The organism is Sporichthya brevicatena, from assembly GCF_039525035.1.
In the GTDB taxonomy this organism is placed as follows: domain Bacteria; phylum Actinomycetota; class Actinomycetes; order Sporichthyales; family Sporichthyaceae; genus Sporichthya; species Sporichthya brevicatena.
The window spans coordinates 1-18,195 of record NZ_BAAAHE010000036.1; the positions used below are offsets into that span (position 1 = coordinate 1).

General features: G+C 68.4%; 13 protein-coding genes. 4 read left to right on the forward strand and 9 right to left on the reverse strand.

All coding sequences use genetic code 11. The features are described from left to right. The first annotated feature begins 116 nt into the window (after window positions 1-116). Both ABD401_RS18330 and ABD401_RS18335 read left to right on the forward strand, forming a co-directional pair. Complete coding sequence (locus ABD401_RS18330) at window positions 117-1,127, forward strand: FkbM family methyltransferase (protein WP_344607380.1); 1,011 nt, start codon at window positions 117-119, stop codon at window positions 1,125-1,127. A 53-nt stretch (window positions 1,128-1,180) separates the two neighbouring features. After that, window positions 1,181-3,751 (forward strand): bifunctional glycosyltransferase/CDP-glycerol:glycerophosphate glycerophosphotransferase, encoded by a 2,571-nt coding sequence (locus tag ABD401_RS18335; RefSeq protein WP_344607382.1) that lies wholly within the window; start codon window positions 1,181-1,183, stop codon window positions 3,749-3,751. Between the two features lie 7 nt (window positions 3,752-3,758). On the opposite strand, the gene ABD401_RS18340 is transcribed toward ABD401_RS18335, so the two are convergent. The 4 genes from ABD401_RS18340 to ABD401_RS18355 form a co-directional block, all read right to left on the reverse strand. Further along, complete coding sequence (locus tag ABD401_RS18340) at window positions 3,759-4,604, reverse strand: FkbM family methyltransferase (protein WP_344607384.1); 846 nt, start codon at window positions 4,602-4,604, stop codon at window positions 3,759-3,761. Between the two features lie 164 nt (window positions 4,605-4,768). Continuing rightward, window positions 4,769-7,318 (reverse strand): bifunctional glycosyltransferase/CDP-glycerol:glycerophosphate glycerophosphotransferase, encoded by a 2,550-nt coding sequence (locus tag ABD401_RS18345; protein WP_344607386.1) that lies wholly within the window; start codon window positions 7,316-7,318, stop codon window positions 4,769-4,771. Window positions 7,319-7,330: 12 nt separating this feature from the next. Then, window positions 7,331-8,764: a glycoside hydrolase family 16 protein gene (locus ABD401_RS18350; protein WP_344607388.1), complete on the reverse strand. Its 1,434-nt coding sequence runs from the start codon at window positions 8,762-8,764 to the stop codon at window positions 7,331-7,333. Between the two features lie 44 nt (window positions 8,765-8,808). Further along, complete coding sequence (locus tag ABD401_RS18355; RefSeq protein ID WP_344607390.1) at window positions 8,809-9,726, reverse strand: glycoside hydrolase family 16 protein; 918 nt, start codon at window positions 9,724-9,726, stop codon at window positions 8,809-8,811. A gap of 218 nt (window positions 9,727-9,944) precedes the next feature. On the opposite strand from ABD401_RS18355, the gene ABD401_RS18360 reads away from it, so the two are divergent. Then, on the forward strand, window positions 9,945-11,717 hold the full coding sequence (locus tag ABD401_RS18360; protein ID WP_344607392.1) for a glycosyltransferase: 1,773 nt from the start codon (window positions 9,945-9,947) through the stop codon (window positions 11,715-11,717). Here ABD401_RS18360 and ABD401_RS18365 read toward each other — a convergent pair. Genes ABD401_RS18365 through ABD401_RS18380 form a run of 4 tightly spaced genes read right to left on the reverse strand, consistent with a single transcriptional unit; the run spans window position 11,714 to window position 14,919 of the window. After that, complete coding sequence (locus ABD401_RS18365) at window positions 11,714-12,577, reverse strand: NAD-dependent epimerase/dehydratase family protein (RefSeq protein WP_344607394.1); 864 nt, start codon at window positions 12,575-12,577, stop codon at window positions 11,714-11,716. The genes ABD401_RS18360 and ABD401_RS18365 overlap by 4 nt on opposite strands. After that, the gene (locus tag ABD401_RS18370) at window positions 12,574-13,281 is read right to left on the reverse strand and encodes a sugar phosphate nucleotidyltransferase (RefSeq protein WP_344607396.1); all 708 of its coding nucleotides are present in this window, start codon (window positions 13,279-13,281) and stop codon (window positions 12,574-12,576) included. The genes ABD401_RS18365 and ABD401_RS18370 overlap by 4 nt, the downstream gene beginning before the upstream one ends. 2 nt (window positions 13,282-13,283) lie before the next feature. Then, window positions 13,284-14,264 (reverse strand): GDP-mannose 4,6-dehydratase, encoded by a 981-nt coding sequence (locus ABD401_RS18375; RefSeq protein WP_344607398.1) that lies wholly within the window; start codon window positions 14,262-14,264, stop codon window positions 13,284-13,286. A gap of 55 nt (window positions 14,265-14,319) precedes the next feature. Next, entirely contained in the window at window positions 14,320-14,919 is a 600-nt protein-coding gene (locus ABD401_RS18380; RefSeq protein ID WP_344607400.1) for a hypothetical protein, read from the reverse strand. A 556-nt stretch (window positions 14,920-15,475) separates the two neighbouring features. Here ABD401_RS18380 and ABD401_RS18385 point away from each other — a divergent pair. Continuing rightward, complete coding sequence (locus tag ABD401_RS18385; protein WP_344607402.1) at window positions 15,476-16,411, forward strand: glycosyltransferase family 2 protein; 936 nt, start codon at window positions 15,476-15,478, stop codon at window positions 16,409-16,411. 176 nt (window positions 16,412-16,587) lie between these two features. On the opposite strand, the gene ABD401_RS18390 is transcribed toward ABD401_RS18385, so the two are convergent. After that, the gene (locus ABD401_RS18390) at window positions 16,588-18,096 is read right to left on the reverse strand and encodes an IS1634 family transposase (RefSeq protein ID WP_425566200.1); all 1,509 of its coding nucleotides are present in this window, start codon (window positions 18,094-18,096) and stop codon (window positions 16,588-16,590) included. Window positions 18,097-18,195: the final 99 nt, after the last annotated feature.

Here is an 18,195-nt window from a genome sequence, read left to right on the forward strand (position 1 = left end):
CCTGACCATGACCCCGAGCCTGGCCGAACTTCCCCTCAGATCACTTGATCAACACGCCCTAGGACCGGTAGTTCGCCGGGCGTGAGACGCACCTCGGCTGACCCTAAGCTGGGGACATGCAGACCGAACCGCTGGACGCGTTGAAGCAGGCGATCCTGCACAGTTCCGACCTGGCGATGCGAGCGACCGCCGCACGGTTCAATCTCGATCAACCGGCCGACCGCAAGCGATCGAGCACGATTCTCTCGCGGCTCTTCTTCGACCTTGCGAACCTGGCCGAGATCGAGCTGTTCATCGAGGTGGGTGCACGGGAGGCCGCCGCCAGCACACGGGCAAAGGCCTGGTTCCCTGAAGCCCGGGTCGTCGCGTTCGAAGCCAGCCCTTACACGTACGAGAACAACTCCACGCGACTAGCGGGTAAGGGCATCGAGTACCACCACCTCGCCGCCGCGACCTCCTCTGGCGACGTGATCATCAACGTCCACCGTGACGAACGCGGCGCGCCGATCGCCAACGGTGAGGCTTCGCTCCTCAAGCGCACCAAGTCGGCGCGCGACCGCGAGCACGGTTTCGAGGAGGTCCGAGTCCCCGCAGTCGCGCTCGACGACTTCTTCGCAGCCGATCTCGGAATGCGTTCGGCCGTCTGGATCGATGTCGAGGGCGGCTGTGGACTCGTACTCCCCGGCGCGACCAAGTTGCTCAGCAACGCGTCCGTCGTCATCGTCGAGGTCGAGGACCAGGCGTACTGGGGCGAAGAGCACTGGCTTCGCAGTCAGACGCTCTCCTTCCTCTACGACTTGGGCCTGATTCCCGTTGCGCGGGACTTCGAATACGCCCACCAACACAACGTCGTCCTGCTGCGCCGCGAACTGCTCGATGGCCCCGGACCCTTCCGCGCCGCCCTGGCCCGCTTCACCTCGACCGCGGTGCTGCCGACCGAGGCTCAACCGCAGCGCCAGGCGGAGTCGGCGCCGAGCACTCCCAAGCCGACTCCGGCGCGTTCCGCCGCGCCGAAGACCGGCCCGGAAAAAGCAGTCCGAGTGGCGAAGAAAGCCTTGCGTCGATCGAAGCGGTTGGCGCTTCGGGCCAAGCGCAAAGCCGCCGCCCTCCAGGCTCGTAGTCGTTGACCTTTCCCATCCCTGGGGTCGTTCTGCCCCCGCTTCGGAGCTAAGGCGCATTCGTGGACCAAGGTGACAACCTGTTCCCCCGCTACCGGTTCTCTGTGGTGGTCGCGGTCTACAACGTCGAGCAGTATCTCGACGAATTCCTGCAGTCCTTGGACAAGCAGACCTTTCCTCGAGAGCGCTACGAGGTCATCCTCGTCAATGACGGGTCGACGGACGGCTCACTCGCCAAGCTCGAGGCCTGGGCCAGACGGAATCCGGAGCACACCAAGGTCCTGTCGAAACCGAACGGCGGCCAGTCATCGGCGCGAAACCGCGGTCTGAACGTCGCGGCCGGCGAGTGGGTGACCTTTCCCGACCCGGACGACATCCTCGACCCGGCCTACCTCAAGCGGGTCGACAAGTTCCTGACGACCAACCCCGAGATCTACATGGTCGCCACGAACCGCATCAACTACATCGAGAAGACGGGGAAGACTGCACCGCACCCGCTCGCCCGCCAGTTCGGCAACCGCAACCACGTGCGGGATCTGACCACCGATCCGGACTACTTTCACGGCAGCGCGCCCGCGGCGTTCTTCCTGCTGGACTCCTTGAACGAGACCGGCCTCCGGTTCGACGAGGAGCTCAGGCCGCGATTTGAGGACGGGCACTTTTGCAGTCGCTATCTCCTGCAGCGGAAGCGTCCCATCGTTGGCTTCGCTTCCAACGCTAAGTACACGTACCGCAAGCGCGCCGACGCCAGTTCGACGCTGTCGAAAGCAGACCTCGACCCCGGGCGATACACAACCGTGGTGGAGCGCGGATACCTGGATCTTCTGAAGACGGCCCAGGCCAAGCTCGGCTCCGTCCCGGGATGGCTCCAGACCTTCGTGCTCTACGAGCTGTGGTGGTACTTCGACTCGGAGGACCGCTTCACGTCCGCTGAGAACGCCGCCCACGGCGAGGTCGCCGACGAGTTTCACCGGTTGCTCCCGCAGTTGCTCGTGCACATCGACCCCGACCGCATCAGCTCGTTCTCTTTCCGGCCGTTCAAGCCGGACTGGCGCGACGCACTGCTGCACGGATATTCGGATGCGCCCTGGCATCAGGACTACGTGACCGTGGACTGGCGCGACAAGCAGCAGGGACTCGTCCGCGTCTCCTTCCGGTACACCGGTGCCCTGCCTCGAGTCGATTACTACGTGGAGGGGGCGCCAACGGAACCTGTCGCCGCGAAGTCACGGTCCATCACGTACTTCGAGCGAACCTTGCTGTTCGAACGCATCGCGTGGTTACCCTTAGGCGCTCTGCGCGTGAGCGTGAACGGCCGAGATCTCGCCATCAAACTGAAAGACCCGGCGAGCGAACTCCGGTCAGCGCCACGAGGTTGGTTGACCCGTCATGTGCCGACGGGCAAGCCGGTCGTAGCCCGCGACCTTCTCAACCCGGAGCAACTCCGGACCGACGCGCTGGTTCGCTTGAGTCAGTCGGCCCCCGTCAAGCGGACGTTCCTTGACGCCTGGGTCCTGATGGACAGGATTACGGAAGCCGATGACAGCGCCGAGCATCTCTTCCGTTACTTGCGGCGGAAGCACCGCGAGATCAACGCATGGTTCGTGGTGGACGCGGCGTCACCGGACTACGAACGGTTGCGCAAGACATACCACCGCCGCGTCGTCGCCCACGGATCAACGACGTGGAAACTCTTGATGCTCAACTGCGCCCATTTGATCTCGTCCCATATCGACGAACCGATTGTCCGCCCGCCGGAAATCCTGCCGATCCTTCCCCGCCCCCAGTGGCGTTTCACGTTTCTCCAGCACGGCGTCATTCGCGATGACATCTCGGCCTGGCTGAACACGAAGCACATCGATCTCATGATCACAAGCACACCGGCCGAGCATGCGTCGGTGACCGGCGATCCTTCTCCGTACCGGCTGACAGAGAAGGAAGTGAGGATGACCGGACTGCCACGCTTCGACCTGCTGCGCCGCGCCGGAGAGGCCTGGCCGGGAGAGAAGCGCAACCTCGTCCTGGTCGCGCCGACGTGGCGGAACTGGCTGAACCCGGGATCCGGACCGGACGGATTTCAAGAGGCGGCGGCCGCCTTCGTCAAGTCCGAGTTCGCCGTGGAGTGGCGGGCACTGCTCACCGCTCCCGAGCTCCGGGATCGCGCGGAGAAGGGCAACCTCGAGATCGGTTTGCTCCTGCACCACAATCTGCAACGATTGGCGCCGGCGCTGGACCTGCCTTCGTACATCAAGCCCCTGCGCTTCGCGAGCGGTCTCACGCGGGAGCACTTCGCCCGCGCCCGTGTCCTCGTCACGGACTACTCCTCAATGGCGTTCAACGGCGCCTTTCTGCTGCGGCCGGTCGTGTACTTCCAGTTCGATCACGAGAGGGTTTTCGCCGGCGGTCATCTGGGGCGGCTGGGCTACTTCGAGTACCGACGGGACGGCTTCGGGCCCGTGACGACCGACCGATCGAGCGCTATCGGTGCCGTATGCGAAGCACTCGACCGGGGGCCGGACCCGGCCCCCGACTACCTAGGGCGAATGGAGGCTGCGTTCCCGATGCGGGATGGTCAGAATCGAGCCCGTGTCGTCGCTGCGATCAAAGAGTCGGCGCAGCCGTACAGCTCCTGACGTTCCGTCAGTTCGGTACCGAGGACGGAACGAACAGAACATCCGTCGTGCGATCGATGTTGCTGACTTCGACAGGCTCGCCGGCCAGGTTCAGCGTGCGGTAACCGATCTGCTCCAGCGCCCGGAACATGGCAACTTCCTCCTCCCATGCAGGGTGATGGCATCCCCAACCGATCTCGCACAGGATCACCGGCTTCGGGTCCCACTTCTCCAACGACGGAAGCAGCCCTTGGAGGACGCGGTACTCCGCTCCCTCCACGTCGATCTTGATCAAGGAAGGACGCTCCTCGATGCCCAGGCCGTCGAATCGTCGGATCGAGACCGGTTGACGCCGCATATCGGGTTGCGCCTGCTCCGAGACCAGGGTGTTCCACCCGAGGTTGCCGTTCGCCGAGATGTGGATCTCGGTCTCGACATCTGCGTCGCCGAGCCCCACCCGATAAACGGTCCAGGCGAATCCCGCCGAGGCCAAGTACTGCTCGCTCAGACCGGCGAGGTGCTCCACCGGTTCGAACAGGTGCGCCGTGCCGCGGAACCCGAGCACGCGCTCCAGGGTCGTGACGAAGTAACCGATGTTGGCCCCGACATCGAGGACCGTGCCGGAGCGGTCGAGGTAGGGCGACACGGCGTTTGCCAGAGCCTCGTAAGTACGTTCGCGTCGCGCGAAGAAGGCGATCGCCTGGTCGAGCGCCACGTCCGTCGCGGTCGGGATCACTGCCGCGGGCTTCGCCGGCGCCTGCCGGTCGCGCCGCGTCACTGCCCGGGCTTGGCGCTCTGCACGCCGTGCCCGGTCCGCCGCCGCGAGGACGTCGGGATAGATCGTCAGCGCCGCCCGTCGGCGCAGCTCGTCCACGACGGCGCGGCCTCCGTCACGCCGCGCCAACACGTACGCACCCCGAAGCTGTTTCGGCAGACTCAACGTGCCCTCCTGAGCGTTGTTCGGAGTGTCATTCCCTCCTGTTCGCCGTCGACACCCCCGGCGGGGCGCGATGGTGGACGAGACCCTATTGGCTTCGATCAAGCTCGAGAAGGGGTCGACAGGGAGCTGCCCTGGGCCGACGACTGGATCGCGTCGAAAACGCGCTCGCAGCACCGGCCATCACGAGTTGGGAAGGCCGCACCGATCCGCTGCCGGTACTCCTCGGCTGGGGAGGGTCCGCGACGGACTGTGTCGACGATAGCGGCCACAGCCTCGTCCAGCTTGTGAGTCACCGGACCGAACCCCTGCGACGAGTACTCGTAGTACCCCCGCCGACCTACATGGGCTCCGCCGAACATCGCATCGGCGTCGAACTGGAAGTACACGACAGGACGGTCGATGTAGGCGGCGTTGAAGGCCATCGAGGAGTAATCCGTCACGAGCACGCGGACACGGGCGAACAGTTCGCGGACATCCTGGTCCTGGAAGGAGAAACGGATGACGGAATCTGGCAGGCGCAGGTCGTCGGCCACGGCCTCCAGGTTCGGGTGGAGCAACGTTGCAACCTTCAGCCCAGTCTCCGCCGCCAACTGGCCGAGTTCCGGCGCGCCGATCAACGAGCGCCATTGGGTGGCGAACTCGGTCTCAGCGAATCCGTCAGCCGCGACCCGCCGTTGCGATCCCACGGCGACCGGTCGGACGAGCCAGTTCCGCCAGGTGGGCGCGATTAAAATGAGATCACGCGCCTCCGGCGCCACCTGAAGCCCGGCCTCGCGAACGCGGTCAAACCGTGGGAGGCCGGTCAGGACCGTCTCCTTCGTCGTGTAGACGTACCGGGTTCCGTCGCCACAGACCGACTCGTACTCGTCCGGTGTGCTGGTCACGAACACCGAGATGTTCTTGGGGTTGAGCCAGCCTGAAAGGTCGTCCTTGATGACGCCGTGCTGCAGGAAGGTGAACCGCCACGTCGGCGACGGAATCAGGGACTTCAGCGCGGCCGGGTTCGTGATCGCGGCGTCCGCGTGCGACGAGATCAGGTGCTCACAGTTGAGCATGAGCAACTTCCACCGGAGGGAACCGTACGGAATGACCCGGCGGATCTTCTCCCTGCGCAACCGCTGGTGATCCGGCGTGCCCTTCTCGATGACGAACCATGCGTTGGTCTTCGGGCGGTTCTCCCGTATCCACCGGAAGAGATGCTCGCCGCTGTCGTCCGCGTCGTGCACGCGATCGATCAACACCCAGGATTGGCGCAGGTAGTGCCGGGCCACCCGGGTACGAGCGAGGCGCCGCAGGAGTTCGTCCTGCGAGGGGAAGCGCTTCTTGGCAGCCTTCGGTTTCACCCAGCCCGGCGGCTTGTCACGGAGCGGCGGTCGCGGGTCCGACCCGCGCAGCTCGACGGGCGCACCGTCGAGGGAAACGGTGGCCTCGCCCCTCGGCACCCACACGATCCGCTCGCGGAGCATCAGTCGATCGAAGTAGTCCAGGTCCCGGGTCTTGGCATGAACCGGGGCCACGGCCGTGCCGTCGACGACCAACTCCTCCGCCGGCAGATCGCCGGTGTAGCGGTACCGGATGCGGTCGAGCTGGGCCCGCCGGTCCCTCCGGTCGCGCACCACGAACGTGGGGCGCCAGGGGTCCGTGGAGTAGCCGTGCGCGAGGACTTCCCGCCAGAGGTACGGGAACGGGCGGGCGTTGAAGTTCTCGATCACTTCGGCGTCGAGGTGGCTCACGATCTGAGCCATCAGGGCGTGGAACTCGGCGGCGACGTCGCCGCGGGGTCCACCACCGCCACCGCTCTGCCGATCCTCGTAGGAGAACAGCCACGACAGGTCGTAGATGACCTGGTTCTGCAGCCACAACGGGACACCGGCCGGACGCTCGGCCGCGCGGCGGAGCAGGTCGAGATAACCCCGCCGCGGCACGGTCGTGTAGCGCCGGGGGTCGGTGAAGACCACCTCCGACGTCGAGTCGCTGCGCCGTCGGTACAGATACTCGGCGGAGGCCAGGAAGCCGACCTGCGGGGCGCCCACCGCCAAGAGGTACCGGCCCAACATGTGAGCATCCTCGAAGCTCGGCCGCAGTTCCTCGTCGAACTCGATCCCGAGTTCATGCACCCGGCTCAGCGGCAGGAAGGCGCAGGGCGCGCTGCCGTAGAACAGAGAGGGGGACGAGTCGAGATCCACCAGCCGGTCGCCGAGCGCGAAGTGGTGGTCCAGCGGATGCTCGGCGCGCTCGCCGGAGGGCTCCAGCACGAGGGTGCGCCGACATCCCACGAGGTCGGCGCTCGGGTTCGCCCGGAGGAACTCGTCGACCGCAGTCAGGTACCCCGGGGCGATCATGTCGTCGGGGTCGGTGAAGGTGATCCATTCCCCCCGGGCCTGCCGCATCCCCTGGTTCCGAGCGGACGCAGCGCCACCGTTGGTCTTCGTCAGCACCGTCACCAGTCCGGGCCGGCGCTCGCCCCAGGCCCGGAGCCGGGCGAGGGAGTCGTCGGTCGAGCCGTCGTCGACGGCGATGACCTCCACCCGGTCCAGGGGAAACGTCTGAGCCTCGATCGACGCGATGAAATCGTCGAGGTAGGGCGCGACATTGTAGACCGCGGAAACGATCGAGAACCGCGGCGAGCCAGGAGCTGCAGACGTCATGGAGCGCTGACGCTACCGGGCGGGCTTCTCGTCCCGCTGCCAAACCCGGACCCAGTCGACGAGCATGCTGGTCGGGAGGCTGTCGTCGTCCAGGCGAGGGGTCTCCCACGCGGAGGCGAGCATGCTCAGGATGATCGCCTGCTCCCGGTGGGAGATGCCGACCTTGACGCGGGAGGTCTCGATGCCGTCCATCCGGAAGATGTACTCGGTCGGGGTCCACTCGACCGAGTAGATGTGCCAGTCCTGGGACGGGAACCGGCCCTTCGGCAGGAGCTGGCCGCTCTTCTGCCCGCCACCGGTCTTGACGTTGGTGATCGTCCCGTCGGCCTCGCGGCGGGGCCAGTAGACGTAGCTGTGGTAGTCGCCGTTGCCGAAGTCGTCGCCGAAGTACTCGACGATGTCGACCTCCGCGCCCTTCTCCGCCGGGTCGTCGGGCGCGGGGCTGGCCGGGCCGGTCCCGGGCGCCGGGTAGAGCCAGAACGCCGAGTGGACGCCGTCGTTGGGGTGCACCTTCATCCGCGCGGCGAAGATGCCGTAGGTGAAGTTCTTCGCCTGGTCGGTGCCGATCTGGCTCGTGAGGAACTGGCCGTCCTTGCACTTCTCGGTCTTCAGGGGCTTCTTCGAGGTGTCCCAGCTGGCGAACATCTCCAGGACGCCGCCCTTGACCTTGTTCTGCGACGGGTCGTTGACCGTGCAGGGCCGGTACGAGGTCCACATCCGCCAGTGCGGCTTCAGCTCGGTCCCGTCGAACTCGTCGCCCCACACGAACTTCCACGGCGTGCCGCGGACGACGGCGGTGACGAGTTCCTCGGCCTTGTTCTCGCCCTCGCTCCGGGCGCGATACTCGGTGTCGGCGTCCGCGGACGCCGGCAGGCGAAACGCGAACTCGCCGTTCTCGTCCTGCTGCCCGGAGGCGACCTTCGACCACGAGCCGCCCTTGGTCCTGCTCTCGACGACCACCGGCGCGCCCTTGCGGGACGGGGTGAACGCGGCGACGCCAGGCACCAGCTCGGTCTTGCCGTCGGGGCGCAGTCCGATCGCGGGCCGGATCAGCAGCGTGCCGCCGCTGTCGTAGGTCCGCAGCTCGACCTGCTCGGAGATCCGCGTCTTGTTCGACCCGGTGCTGACCGCGACGACCCGGTACGTTGTCGGCTCGGAACCGGGCTCGAGCTGAAAGCGGAAGCTGTTGTCCTCGCCGGAGGTCGTGGACTCCACCTGCTCCCAGGCCGAACCCGCCAGGCGCTCGAGGTTGACCGCACGGCCGGCCGGTCCGGCCTTGCCGGTGATCGCCACCGTCTCACCGGCGAGCGGCTTGCGCGGCTCCACGGAGACCTCGAGTGGCGGGCCCTCGCCCACCGCCGTCTTCTCGTCGCCCCCGCCGCCGCAGGCGGCGAGGCCGAGCAGCAACAGCAGGACGACGAACAGCCCGGAAGCCCTGACCTTCACTCTTTGCCTCCCCGTGAGTTGCGGGTCAGCCTAGAGGCAGATGATCACTTCTTCTGGTAGACCTTCACCCAGTCGACCTGCATGGTCGCCGGCATCGAGTTGCTCTTCTGCAGCGGCAGCATCCAGTCGGACGTCAGCATGCTGAACAGGATGAACTGCTTCCGCTTCGACACGCCCTTCGTGATCGTGGCCGTGACCTTGCCGTCGATCTTGAAGACGTACTTCTTCGGGGTCCACTCCAGCGTGTAGGTGTGGAAGCCCTTCGAGGGCAGCTTGCCCTTCAGCGCCTTCTTCGAGCCGGGCTGCACGCCACCGGTCTTGATGGTCTTGACCCCGCCCGAGGTCTGCTTCGGCCAGTACACGAAGTGGTACATGCTGCCGACCGGCTTGTAGCGGTCACCGAAGTACTCGGCGATGTCGACCTCGCCGCCGCGGTAGGCCGCCAGGTTGCTCGGCGAGACGTCGGTGGGGTTCTCCTTGCCGGGCAGCAGCCAGAACGCGCCGCCCACGCCGGGCGAGGACTGGTACTTGATCCGGGCCTCGAACTTGCCGTAGCGGAACGCCTTCGTCGAGGCGATCTGGCCGTTGTAGAAGAACTTCTTGCACTGCGACGTGCCGGCCTTGCTCTTGTTGACGGTCGCGCGCACCTGCAGCTTGCCGTTCTTCGGCTTCGCCATCGAGGGCGCGGCGGTCGCGCACGTGCGACCCGCCCAGGGGCCGGTCGGGTACGTGTACCACTTCGACGAGAGCTTGTTGCCGGAGAAGTTGTCGCTGAAGACCAGCTTCCACTTCTTCTTCGCCGACGTCTGGACGGCCGCACTCTCCGCGGCCTTGACGGTCACGGACTCCTGCTGCTGCGGCGCGGTCTCGCCGGCGGAGGCGCCACCGACGGTCGCCAGGGACAGGGCGCCGGTGATCGCCAGGGCACCGGCGGTGGAGGCACCGACCAGAGATCGCTTCATGACAGGGGGCCCTTTCGGAGCAGAACCGGGGCTCCCCCGGTGCGGTCACAGACTACGAAGGACGCCCGGTGAAAGACGCCTTTCCTCGACTGTGACAAGCCTGGGCCGTCCGCGCCAGCGCAGCGGCCCGAAATGACCCACATGGGTGGGATGTCCAACCGTCCGGACGAGTCCCGCTGTGCCCGTCCGGAGGGGTCCGGTGCCCTAGGGTTTGCCCCATGGCCCGGTTCCGCTCCGTGGCGGACAAGGTCCGACGGTCCGCCCCGCCGGTCGACCCGGCGGCTACCCCGTCCGCCGGCCCGAAACTGCTGGTCAGCGCGGGGACGGCAACCCCGGCCACCGACGGCTGGACGGCTGTCGACCTCAACACCCTCGGCCCGGGGCACGCCCAGGACTGGGCCGAGGTCGAGGTTCGCGCCGGGTCCCTGACCGAGCTCCGCCGGGCGCTCCCCTGGCTCGCTCACGCCGGCCGCACTCCCCGGCTGCGCCTCACCGTGACGCGGACCGACCGGCCCCGGGCCCTCCGGCCGCCGGCGCTCGTCGGCAACCGGGCGGTCGCGAGCACCCGGCTGACCCGCAAACCGCTCCAGATCGAGGTCGAGCTCACGAAGCCGGCGGCGGTCGCCACCCTCGTCCGAGCCTGTCTGTCCCCGGTCGAGGAGATCGGCCGCCGCCACGGCGCACCGGGTCTCCGCGCCGCCGTCACCGACCCGGGGGCCCTGTCCTGGACTCTCGGGCTCCCCCACGTCCCGGTGGCCCGCGAGGCCGATGCGGCCGACCCGCTCCCGGCGCCGGACCTCGTGCTGGGCCCGGAGCGCGCCGGCCTGCCGCCGGTCGACACGGCGTTCTGCTCCCCCGCCGGGTTCCGGGCCGACGCTGCCGGGTTCGCCGACGTCGTCGCGACCCCGGAGGGCCTGCTCCTGCAGGGCCCGACCGGAACTCTCGGTGCACTCGACCCTCTGGTCGGTCTGACGGAAAATCACATCCGGTCGCTGCGGGAGTTCGCCGCCGTCCGCGTCGCCGACGTCTCCGCACCCGGTCTGTCCCGCGTGCTTTCCCAGCTGAGCTGCGCGGGCGTCCCGGTCTGCGCCCCCGACCTGACGGCCGACCTCGACGAGGAACTCGGGCCCGACCTCGCCGCCCGGCTGCGCGATCTGACGCCGAGCCAGCTCGAGGATCCGCTCGCCCGCGAGGCCTGGTCCGTGTCGACCCGCCGCACCGCGCTCGGGCGCTTCTCCCCCGACGCCTACTGGCGGACCCGCACCGGCGACGCCGGGCCCACCGTCAGCGTCGTGCTGGCGACCCGCCGCCCCGAACTGCTGTCGTTCGCGCTGGCGCAGGTCGAGCGCCAGGACCATCCGCGCCTCGAGGTGATCCTCGTCCTGCACGGCGCGGCCGCGGACGACCCGGCGGTCACCACGGCGACCGCGTCGCTCAGCCGGCCGCTGACCGTGGTCGAGGTCCCCGCGGACGTCGTCTTCGGGCGCGCCCTGCAGGCCGGGCTCGAACGCTGCAGCGGGCGCCTCGTCACCAAGATGGACGACGACGACTGGTACGGCGTCCACCACGTCACCGACCTGGTGCAGGCCCACGCCCACAGCGGCGCGACGTTGGTCGGCTCGAGCGGTTACCACCTCTACGTCGCCGACGCCGACGCCACGCTCCGTTGGACCAAGAACCCGACCGAGGCCGCCGCCACCTGGGTCCACGGCGGCACGATGCTGCTCGCCCGCGACGACCTCACGGCTCTGGGCGGCTGGCCCGCGGTCCCCGTCGGGGAGGACGCCCACCTGATCCGGGCCGTCCGTGAGTCCGGCGGCTGGATCTACGGCATCCACGACCTCGGCTTCCTGTACTACCGCGGCCAGGGGCACACCTGGACGCCGGCGACCGGCTCGCAGTTCTGGCTCGACGCCGAGGTCCCCCGGACCGCCGGGTTCGCGCCGCCGCCCCAGCTGGACGCGCTCCCGCACCCCTGGGTCGCGCGCTAGGCCTGCCCGCCTCCGAGGCACAGCTCCGCCAGGTCGCGGCTCGTCGGCCGGCAGCGCACGCCGAGGGCAGCCAGTCGACCCGGGTCCCCGACGACCCGGTCCGCGGCCGGCAGGGCCACGAGTTCGGGCACAGGCTCCACCCGGACCTCGACCCCCAGCACGGCGCCCATCGCCGCCAGGACCTCGCCGGGAGTCGTCCCGATCCCCGAGCAGACGTTGACGACGCCGAGGTGACGACCCTCGACGAGCGCCGTGAGCGCCTCAGCCACGAAGGTCGCCGGCACGAAGTCGCGGACCACGTCCAGGCGTCCGCAGCGTACGAGTCGCTCCGGGCCGTCCTGCGCGAGCAACTGGGCACTCAGGTTCCCCAGCGGGGTGCGGGCCGGCGGCCGGGCCCCGACCACGTTGAAAGGCCGCGCGACCGTCAGCGGGATCCCGAGACTCTGCGCGAGGTCGGTCGCGAGCACGGTCGCCGCCACCTTCGCCCGGCCGTACTCGGTCACCGGGCGCAGCGGGGCGTCCTCCCCGATCAGCCCGCCCGCCGGCTCCCCGTCGCCGTACTCCGCCGCCGAGCCGATCACGACGACGTGCGGACGCCCCGTCTCCCCGGCCGCGGTGAGCACGTTCCGCACGGTGTCGACGTTCGCGTAGCGCATCTCCTCCGGCCGTTCGCCCGGCCCACCCGCGAGATGGACGACGGCGTCGGGCGCGGCGTCCCGCACCACCCGCCGGGCGGCGGTCGGTTCGCCCAGGTCACCGTCCGAACGGTCGGCGGCCACCACCTCGTGGCCGTGCTGCCGCAGCACGGGAACCAGGTGCCGGCCGAGCATCCCGCCCGCGCCGGTCACGAGCACTCTCACGGCAGGAAGAACGAGGGATCCTCGTTGAAGCGTTCCGTCGCCGCGTTCAGGTCGTCCATCGCGCCGAGATCGAGCCAGTACGCGTCACTCGGGACCACCCGGACGCGCCGCCCGGACTTCATCAGAGCCCGCATCAGATCCGGCATGTCGAGGCGCTGCCCCGGCGGGACGAACCCGGAGATGACGTCCGCCGAGATGACGTAGATGCCCATGCTCACCGCGTAGGAGAGCTTCGGCTTCTCGATGTACTCGGCGAGATAACCGTCGCCGTCGCTCTCGAGCACGCCGTAGTCGACGGCCACCGACCGCTGGTTCGCGAAGATCGTCGCGCCGTCGGCGGGGTCGTGGGCGCGGTAGGCCTCGGCGAAGTCCACGTTGGTGAGGATGTCGCCGTTGAGCACGAGCACACGGTCGTCGGTGAGGTCCTCGACGAGCGAGAGGCAGCCGGCCGTGCCGAGCGGCTCGTCCTCGTGCACGTAGTCGATCTCGATCCCCCACGCCTTGCCGTCACCGCAGTACGCGTGGATCAGCGAGGCGAGGTGCCCCACGGCGATCGTCATGCGGTCGAAGCCCTGCGCAGCCAGTTGCTTCGCGAGGATCTCGATGATCGAGAACTCCCCGACGGGCACGAGCGGCTTCGGGATGACGATGGTGAGCGGACGCAGGCGGTTACCGAGGCCGCCGGCCAGGACGAAGGCACGCATCGTCAGACCGTGTAGCTCGTCGGGTCGGTGGGCCGGCTCTCCGCAACGTGGTCGCGCAGCCGGCGCAGCCCCTCCAGGAACGACACCTGCGGGGTGAAGCCGAACGCGTCCCGGGCCCGGCTGAAGTCGGACAGCAGCTCGTCGACCTCACTGCGCTCAGGGCGGACCCGCTCGCTGTCGGTCCGGACCGGCTTCCGCTCCCCCGTCACCTCGAACACCATCTCGATCATCTCGCCCACGCTGTGGGCGACGCCGGTGCCGAGGTTGTAGACCTCGCCCTCCAGGCCCTCCGCCGCCCCGGCCAGCAGGAAGCCGTTGACGGTGTCGGACACGTACGTCATGTCGCGCCGCGGCTCGACCGAGCCGACCTTGACCTCGTCGGCGTACAACGCCTGCGCCATCACCGTCGGGAGCACCGCGCGCATCGACTGCCGCGGCCCGAAGGTGTTGAACGGACGGATGGTCACGACCGGCACGTCGAACGAGCGGTGGTAGCTGCCGGCGAGCTGGTCCGCGGCCACCTTGGTCGCCGCATACGGCGACTGCGCGACAGCGGGGTGCTTCTCGTCGATCGGCGTGTACTGCGCGGTGCCGTACGTCTCGGAGGTGGAGGTGTGGATCAACCGTCGCACCCCTTCGCGTCGGACGGCCTCGAGCACCGCCAGCGTGCCGCCGACGTTGACCCGAACATAGTGGCCGGGAGCCACGTACGAGTAGGGAATCCCGATCAGCGCGGCGAGGTGGAAGACCGTGTCGCACCCGGCCACCACGTCCCGCGTGAACTCCTGGTCGGAGACGTCACCGAGCCGGATGTCCAGGTCCGGGTGGGACAGCCCCTCGAGGAACCCCCGCGAGTTCGCCGCGTTGTACAGGTCGAGAACCCGGACCCGCGCGCCCTCCGCCAGGAGTGCCTCCACCAGGTGCGAGCCGATGAACCCGCAACCACCCGTCACGAGGACGTCTCGACCCACCCAGGCGCTCATCGCAGTGGATGCTAGGGCACCGGGCCCCCGGATCGGCCGAGGCAGTTCCCGGACTTCAGTTCCCGAACGGCGGCAGCCCGCCGCGCAGCCGCTCCTGCACCGTGGCGACCGCGTGCGCGGTGTCCGCCGAGGTGGCGGTCGCGACGGCGAGGTTGTTCTCCATCTGCTGCAGGCGCGCGTTGAGCCCGCCGATCACCTTCTGCAGTTCGGTCATCTGCTGGCGGACGGTGAGCATCTCCTGGGCGAGCTTGGCGGTGTTCGAGCGGCCGCGCTCGACACCGCGCCAGCCGTAGACGAGCTGCAGCAGGACCAGGGCGCCCACGGCGGACACCACCACCTCGACGAACGAGGCCTCACTGACGGCGAGCACCAGCGCCGCGACGACGACGATCGCCCCGGCGCAGGCCAACAGCATCCGGCCACCGCGGCTGAGGATCCCGTCCCGGGCCGGGGGTGCCGGGGAGCTGCTCACCGCCTCGTGGGCGCGCAACTGCTCCTGGGCGGACGCCAGGGCGGACCGCAGGTGCGCGACCTCCGCCCGCAGCTCCAGCATCGTGGCCGCGGGGACCGCCGGCACGTCGACCTCGGCCAGCAGGGCGCTCACGTCCGGGACCGACTCCCGCAGCGGCGCCCGCTCGAAGCGCAGGCACGGCACGCCGGCGACGGTAAGGCCCTCGATAACGGTTAGGCCACGGAGCGCGTCGCTGTTGTCGCTCAATTGTGTCTGGAGCGAACCCGCGACATCCAGGACAATCTCGACATTGCCAGGGCACCCGTCCAGGACGTGCCGGACGATGCCCGCCAACTGCCCCCCACGGGCTGGAAAGCCGGCAATACCCACCACGGACAAGTCGTGACATTCCGTAGCAAGAACGTCACTCAACTCGTCCGGGGTGGCGGCGACGACGTCGTCGAACCCCATGGCGAACGCGGCGGCACGCTCGATCGTCGGCGCGATGACCAGCGCTCGGCCCGGCAGGGAAGGAAGGGTGCGCACGGCGGACGGGATTGCCGTCACGCGGAAGTGGGTAGCGCTGTGAGCATCCCGACAGATTAGCGGATCGGGATCCGGAGCCTTTTCACGCTAGTATTCGGCCGGTATTGCCGTCAGAAGGGCGGCCCAGAGTGAGGGAGGTATCGAATTGATCTCCCGCGCTCTCCCGCTATTCGATCATAACGATCGGGTTTCTGCAGACGAACTCGACGTTTCTGTGATCATTGGCAGCTATCAAGGCGCCACCAAGATCGGCGGCATGTTGCGCGCTCTGGCCGCGCAGACGTTGGCGAAGTCGCGTTTCGAGATCGTCGTCGTGCTCAACGGTTCGCGGCATCACACGATCAAGGTCATCAACGAGATCCGTGAAGAACACCCGGATCTGATCATTCGCCACCTGGCGTACTCGGCCCTCGGACTCGGCCGCGCCCGGAACGCCGGTATGGCGATGGCCCGCGGCCGCTACGTCACCTTCGTGGACGACGACGACACCGTCTCGCCGGGCTACCTGGCGGGGCTGCTGACCTGCAGCGCCCCGGACACGGTCGGCCTCGCGCACCTCGCGGACGTCCACGGCAACGGCGTCGCCCCGAACTTCGACACACGCATGTCGCGGCAGCTCGAACTCGCGGGCCGCACCCTGCACATCAGCGAAATTCCGGTCGCCCTGACCTACAGCGTCGGCAAGATGATGCCGACCGCCCTGGCGCGCGAGGTCGGATTCGACCCCGAACTGCGGAACGGCGAGGACATCGCCTTCTACATCCGCTTCTTCATGCGGCACCCGCTGAAGATCCGCATTTGTCCGTTGGACGCGAACGCGACCTACTACCGCGCCGTCGTCCCCGGGTCGATGTCGCGTCAGTCGCCGTCCTACGACTTCAACGTCACGCAGCGCCTCGACATCCTCGAGCGGCTCGAGGAATTGCACCCGACCGAGGAGTGGCACGCGGTCGCTCTGCGGCAATTGCGCCGGAGCGTCACCGCGTTCATTCGCCGCTATCTGCGTTCGCACCCCGAGCAGTGGCCGGCGATCGTCGCCGACGTCGAGCGCCGTCGTCTCACGACGGTTCCGCTCGACATGCTGATGCAGGTCGTGCAGGAGCACGAGGCGGCCCAGCAGCAGTCGACCCCGCTCTTCCTCGCCGGCTGACCGAACCGGCCCTCCGGCGCCCGCAGCGGGCCCCCTACGCGCCCTCGTCGGCGCGCGCTTCCCCACGCCTCCTCGTCGGCGCCTCACACGCGACCGGGGCGGGCACCGAATCGGTGCCCGCCCCGGGTTGTGCGGAGCTGCTACCCGAGTTGGCTCAAATTAGTGCGCACCTCGGATCAGACGATTTGAGCGAGGGCATTGCGTAGGTCGGCCGGGAGCGGGTCTTCGGCGGTGAGCAGGTGTTGGCCGGCGCGGATCTGGACGGTGCGGTAGCGCCGGGCGGTCTGGACGAACTTCTTGATCGACCAGCCGGTGCGGGCCTCGATGAGCCGGGTGACGGCCAGGGCGGCGAAGACGATGGCCAGGTGCGCGTCGATGGACTCGCGCTTGTGGTGGTAGATCGGGCGGGCCCGCAGGTCGTGCTTGGACATCCGGAAGGACTTCTCGATCCGCCAGAGCTGGTGGTAGGCGCCGATCACGAACTCCGGGGACGGGTTGGTGATGTTGGTGGTGTAGCCCTTTATCCCGGCCAGAGCGCGGACCTTGGCATCCAGGTCCCGGTTCACGCTCTTGCTCGCTCCGGTCAAGGTGATGAACCGGTTCCGCTTCACCGAGGCCTTCCCGGCGACAGCGTTCTCGGCCTTGGCCACCTGCTGATCGATCCCGCGCAGGCTGCGCCGGGCGCGGTCGGCCCTGTACTGGTAGTAGATCGTCTGGTCCCGGCGGCCGCGCTCCTTCTCCAATGAGCTGGCCGGCCAGGGCTGGGTGAACACGTGCCCGTCTGGGATCTCGGCGTCGGGGTTCTGCCGGCGCCATTGGCTGACCACGTAAGGGATGTCGGGGATGCGGGTGCCGAGGATGAAGGACAGGCCCGCGGCCTCGATCCCGAGCTGGTTGGCCGCGGAAATCATCCCGGCGTCCGCGACGACGATCACGTCTTTGATCTGATGGGCCGTCATGAACGCGGTGATCACCGGCAACATCGTGTGCGTCTCGGCCTTGTTCCCCTCGAAGGCCTCCAGCATCAGCGGGAACCCGCTCGCGTCGGTGAGCAGCCCGATGGTGATCTGCGGATCCAGGCGGCGTTCCTTGGAGAACCCCGGCTCACGGAACCCGTCACCGGCGTCGACCTCGAAGTGCAGCGTGGACACGTCGTAGAGGACCAACGAAGCCGGCCCCAGTGCCGCGTGTTTCGCGCAGGCCGCCGCGAGCCCGTCGCGCCAGGAGTCCTTCGCGTACTCCGGCAGGCGACGCTTGAGGGTGGCGTAGGACGCCGAGGGCACCCCGACCTCGTCCAGGACCCGCAGCGCGTCCTGTTTGGAAGTGGGCTCGATAATCCGGGCCAGCACCAGGTCACGGAACACCTCGTCCCCACCGGTGGCTGCGGGAAAGCCCAGGGCGTCGAAGGCCCGGTTCAGCGCGTCCCACAGATGCCCCATCCGCGAGCCGGCGATCTCCAGCGGCCGCTGCGCGGTCCCGGCCTCGCCCGCCAACGCGCTGCCCAGATCCAGCTCGGACTGCCCGCCCGCCAGGCGCGCGGCCGCCGCGACCTTGAGCGCTTCGAGCTGCGCGTCATCATGCGCGGAACCGACGTGCTCGATGTCCCGCGACCCCCGCCGCGAGGAGTGCACGATCTGCACCGCGGTGGCCCCGGACGCCGTCTTCACCGTCCGCACGTAGGCCATCCAGCGAGCCTAGAAGCCCGCCTTAGTGCACAAATTCTGCGGCTCCCACGAACGAACCCGCAGGTCAGCCAACCGCGCCACCGCTCAGACCCCGGGCGT

Bases quoted from the DNA above. Each gene is read 5' to 3' on its own strand.
- ABD401_RS18330 (WP_344607380.1), top strand. From the start codon at position 117: ATGCAGACCGAACCGCTGGACGCGTTGAAGCAGGCGATCCTGCACAGT.
- ABD401_RS18345 (WP_344607386.1), bottom strand. From the start codon at position 7,318: ATGACGTCTGCAGCTCCTGGCTCGCCGCGGTTCTCGATCGTTTCCGCG.
- ABD401_RS18355 (WP_344607390.1), bottom strand. From the start codon at position 9,726: ATGAAGCGATCTCTGGTCGGTGCCTCCACCGCCGGTGCCCTGGCGATC.
- ABD401_RS18360 (WP_344607392.1), top strand. From the start codon at position 9,945: ATGGCCCGGTTCCGCTCCGTGGCGGACAAGGTCCGACGGTCCGCCCCG.
- ABD401_RS18370 (WP_344607396.1), bottom strand. From the start codon at position 13,281: ATGCGTGCCTTCGTCCTGGCCGGCGGCCTCGGTAACCGCCTGCGTCCG.
- ABD401_RS18375 (WP_344607398.1), bottom strand. From the start codon at position 14,264: ATGAGCGCCTGGGTGGGTCGAGACGTCCTCGTGACGGGTGGTTGCGGG.
- ABD401_RS18390 (WP_425566200.1), bottom strand. From the start codon at position 18,096: ATGGCCTACGTGCGGACGGTGAAGACGGCGTCCGGGGCCACCGCGGTG.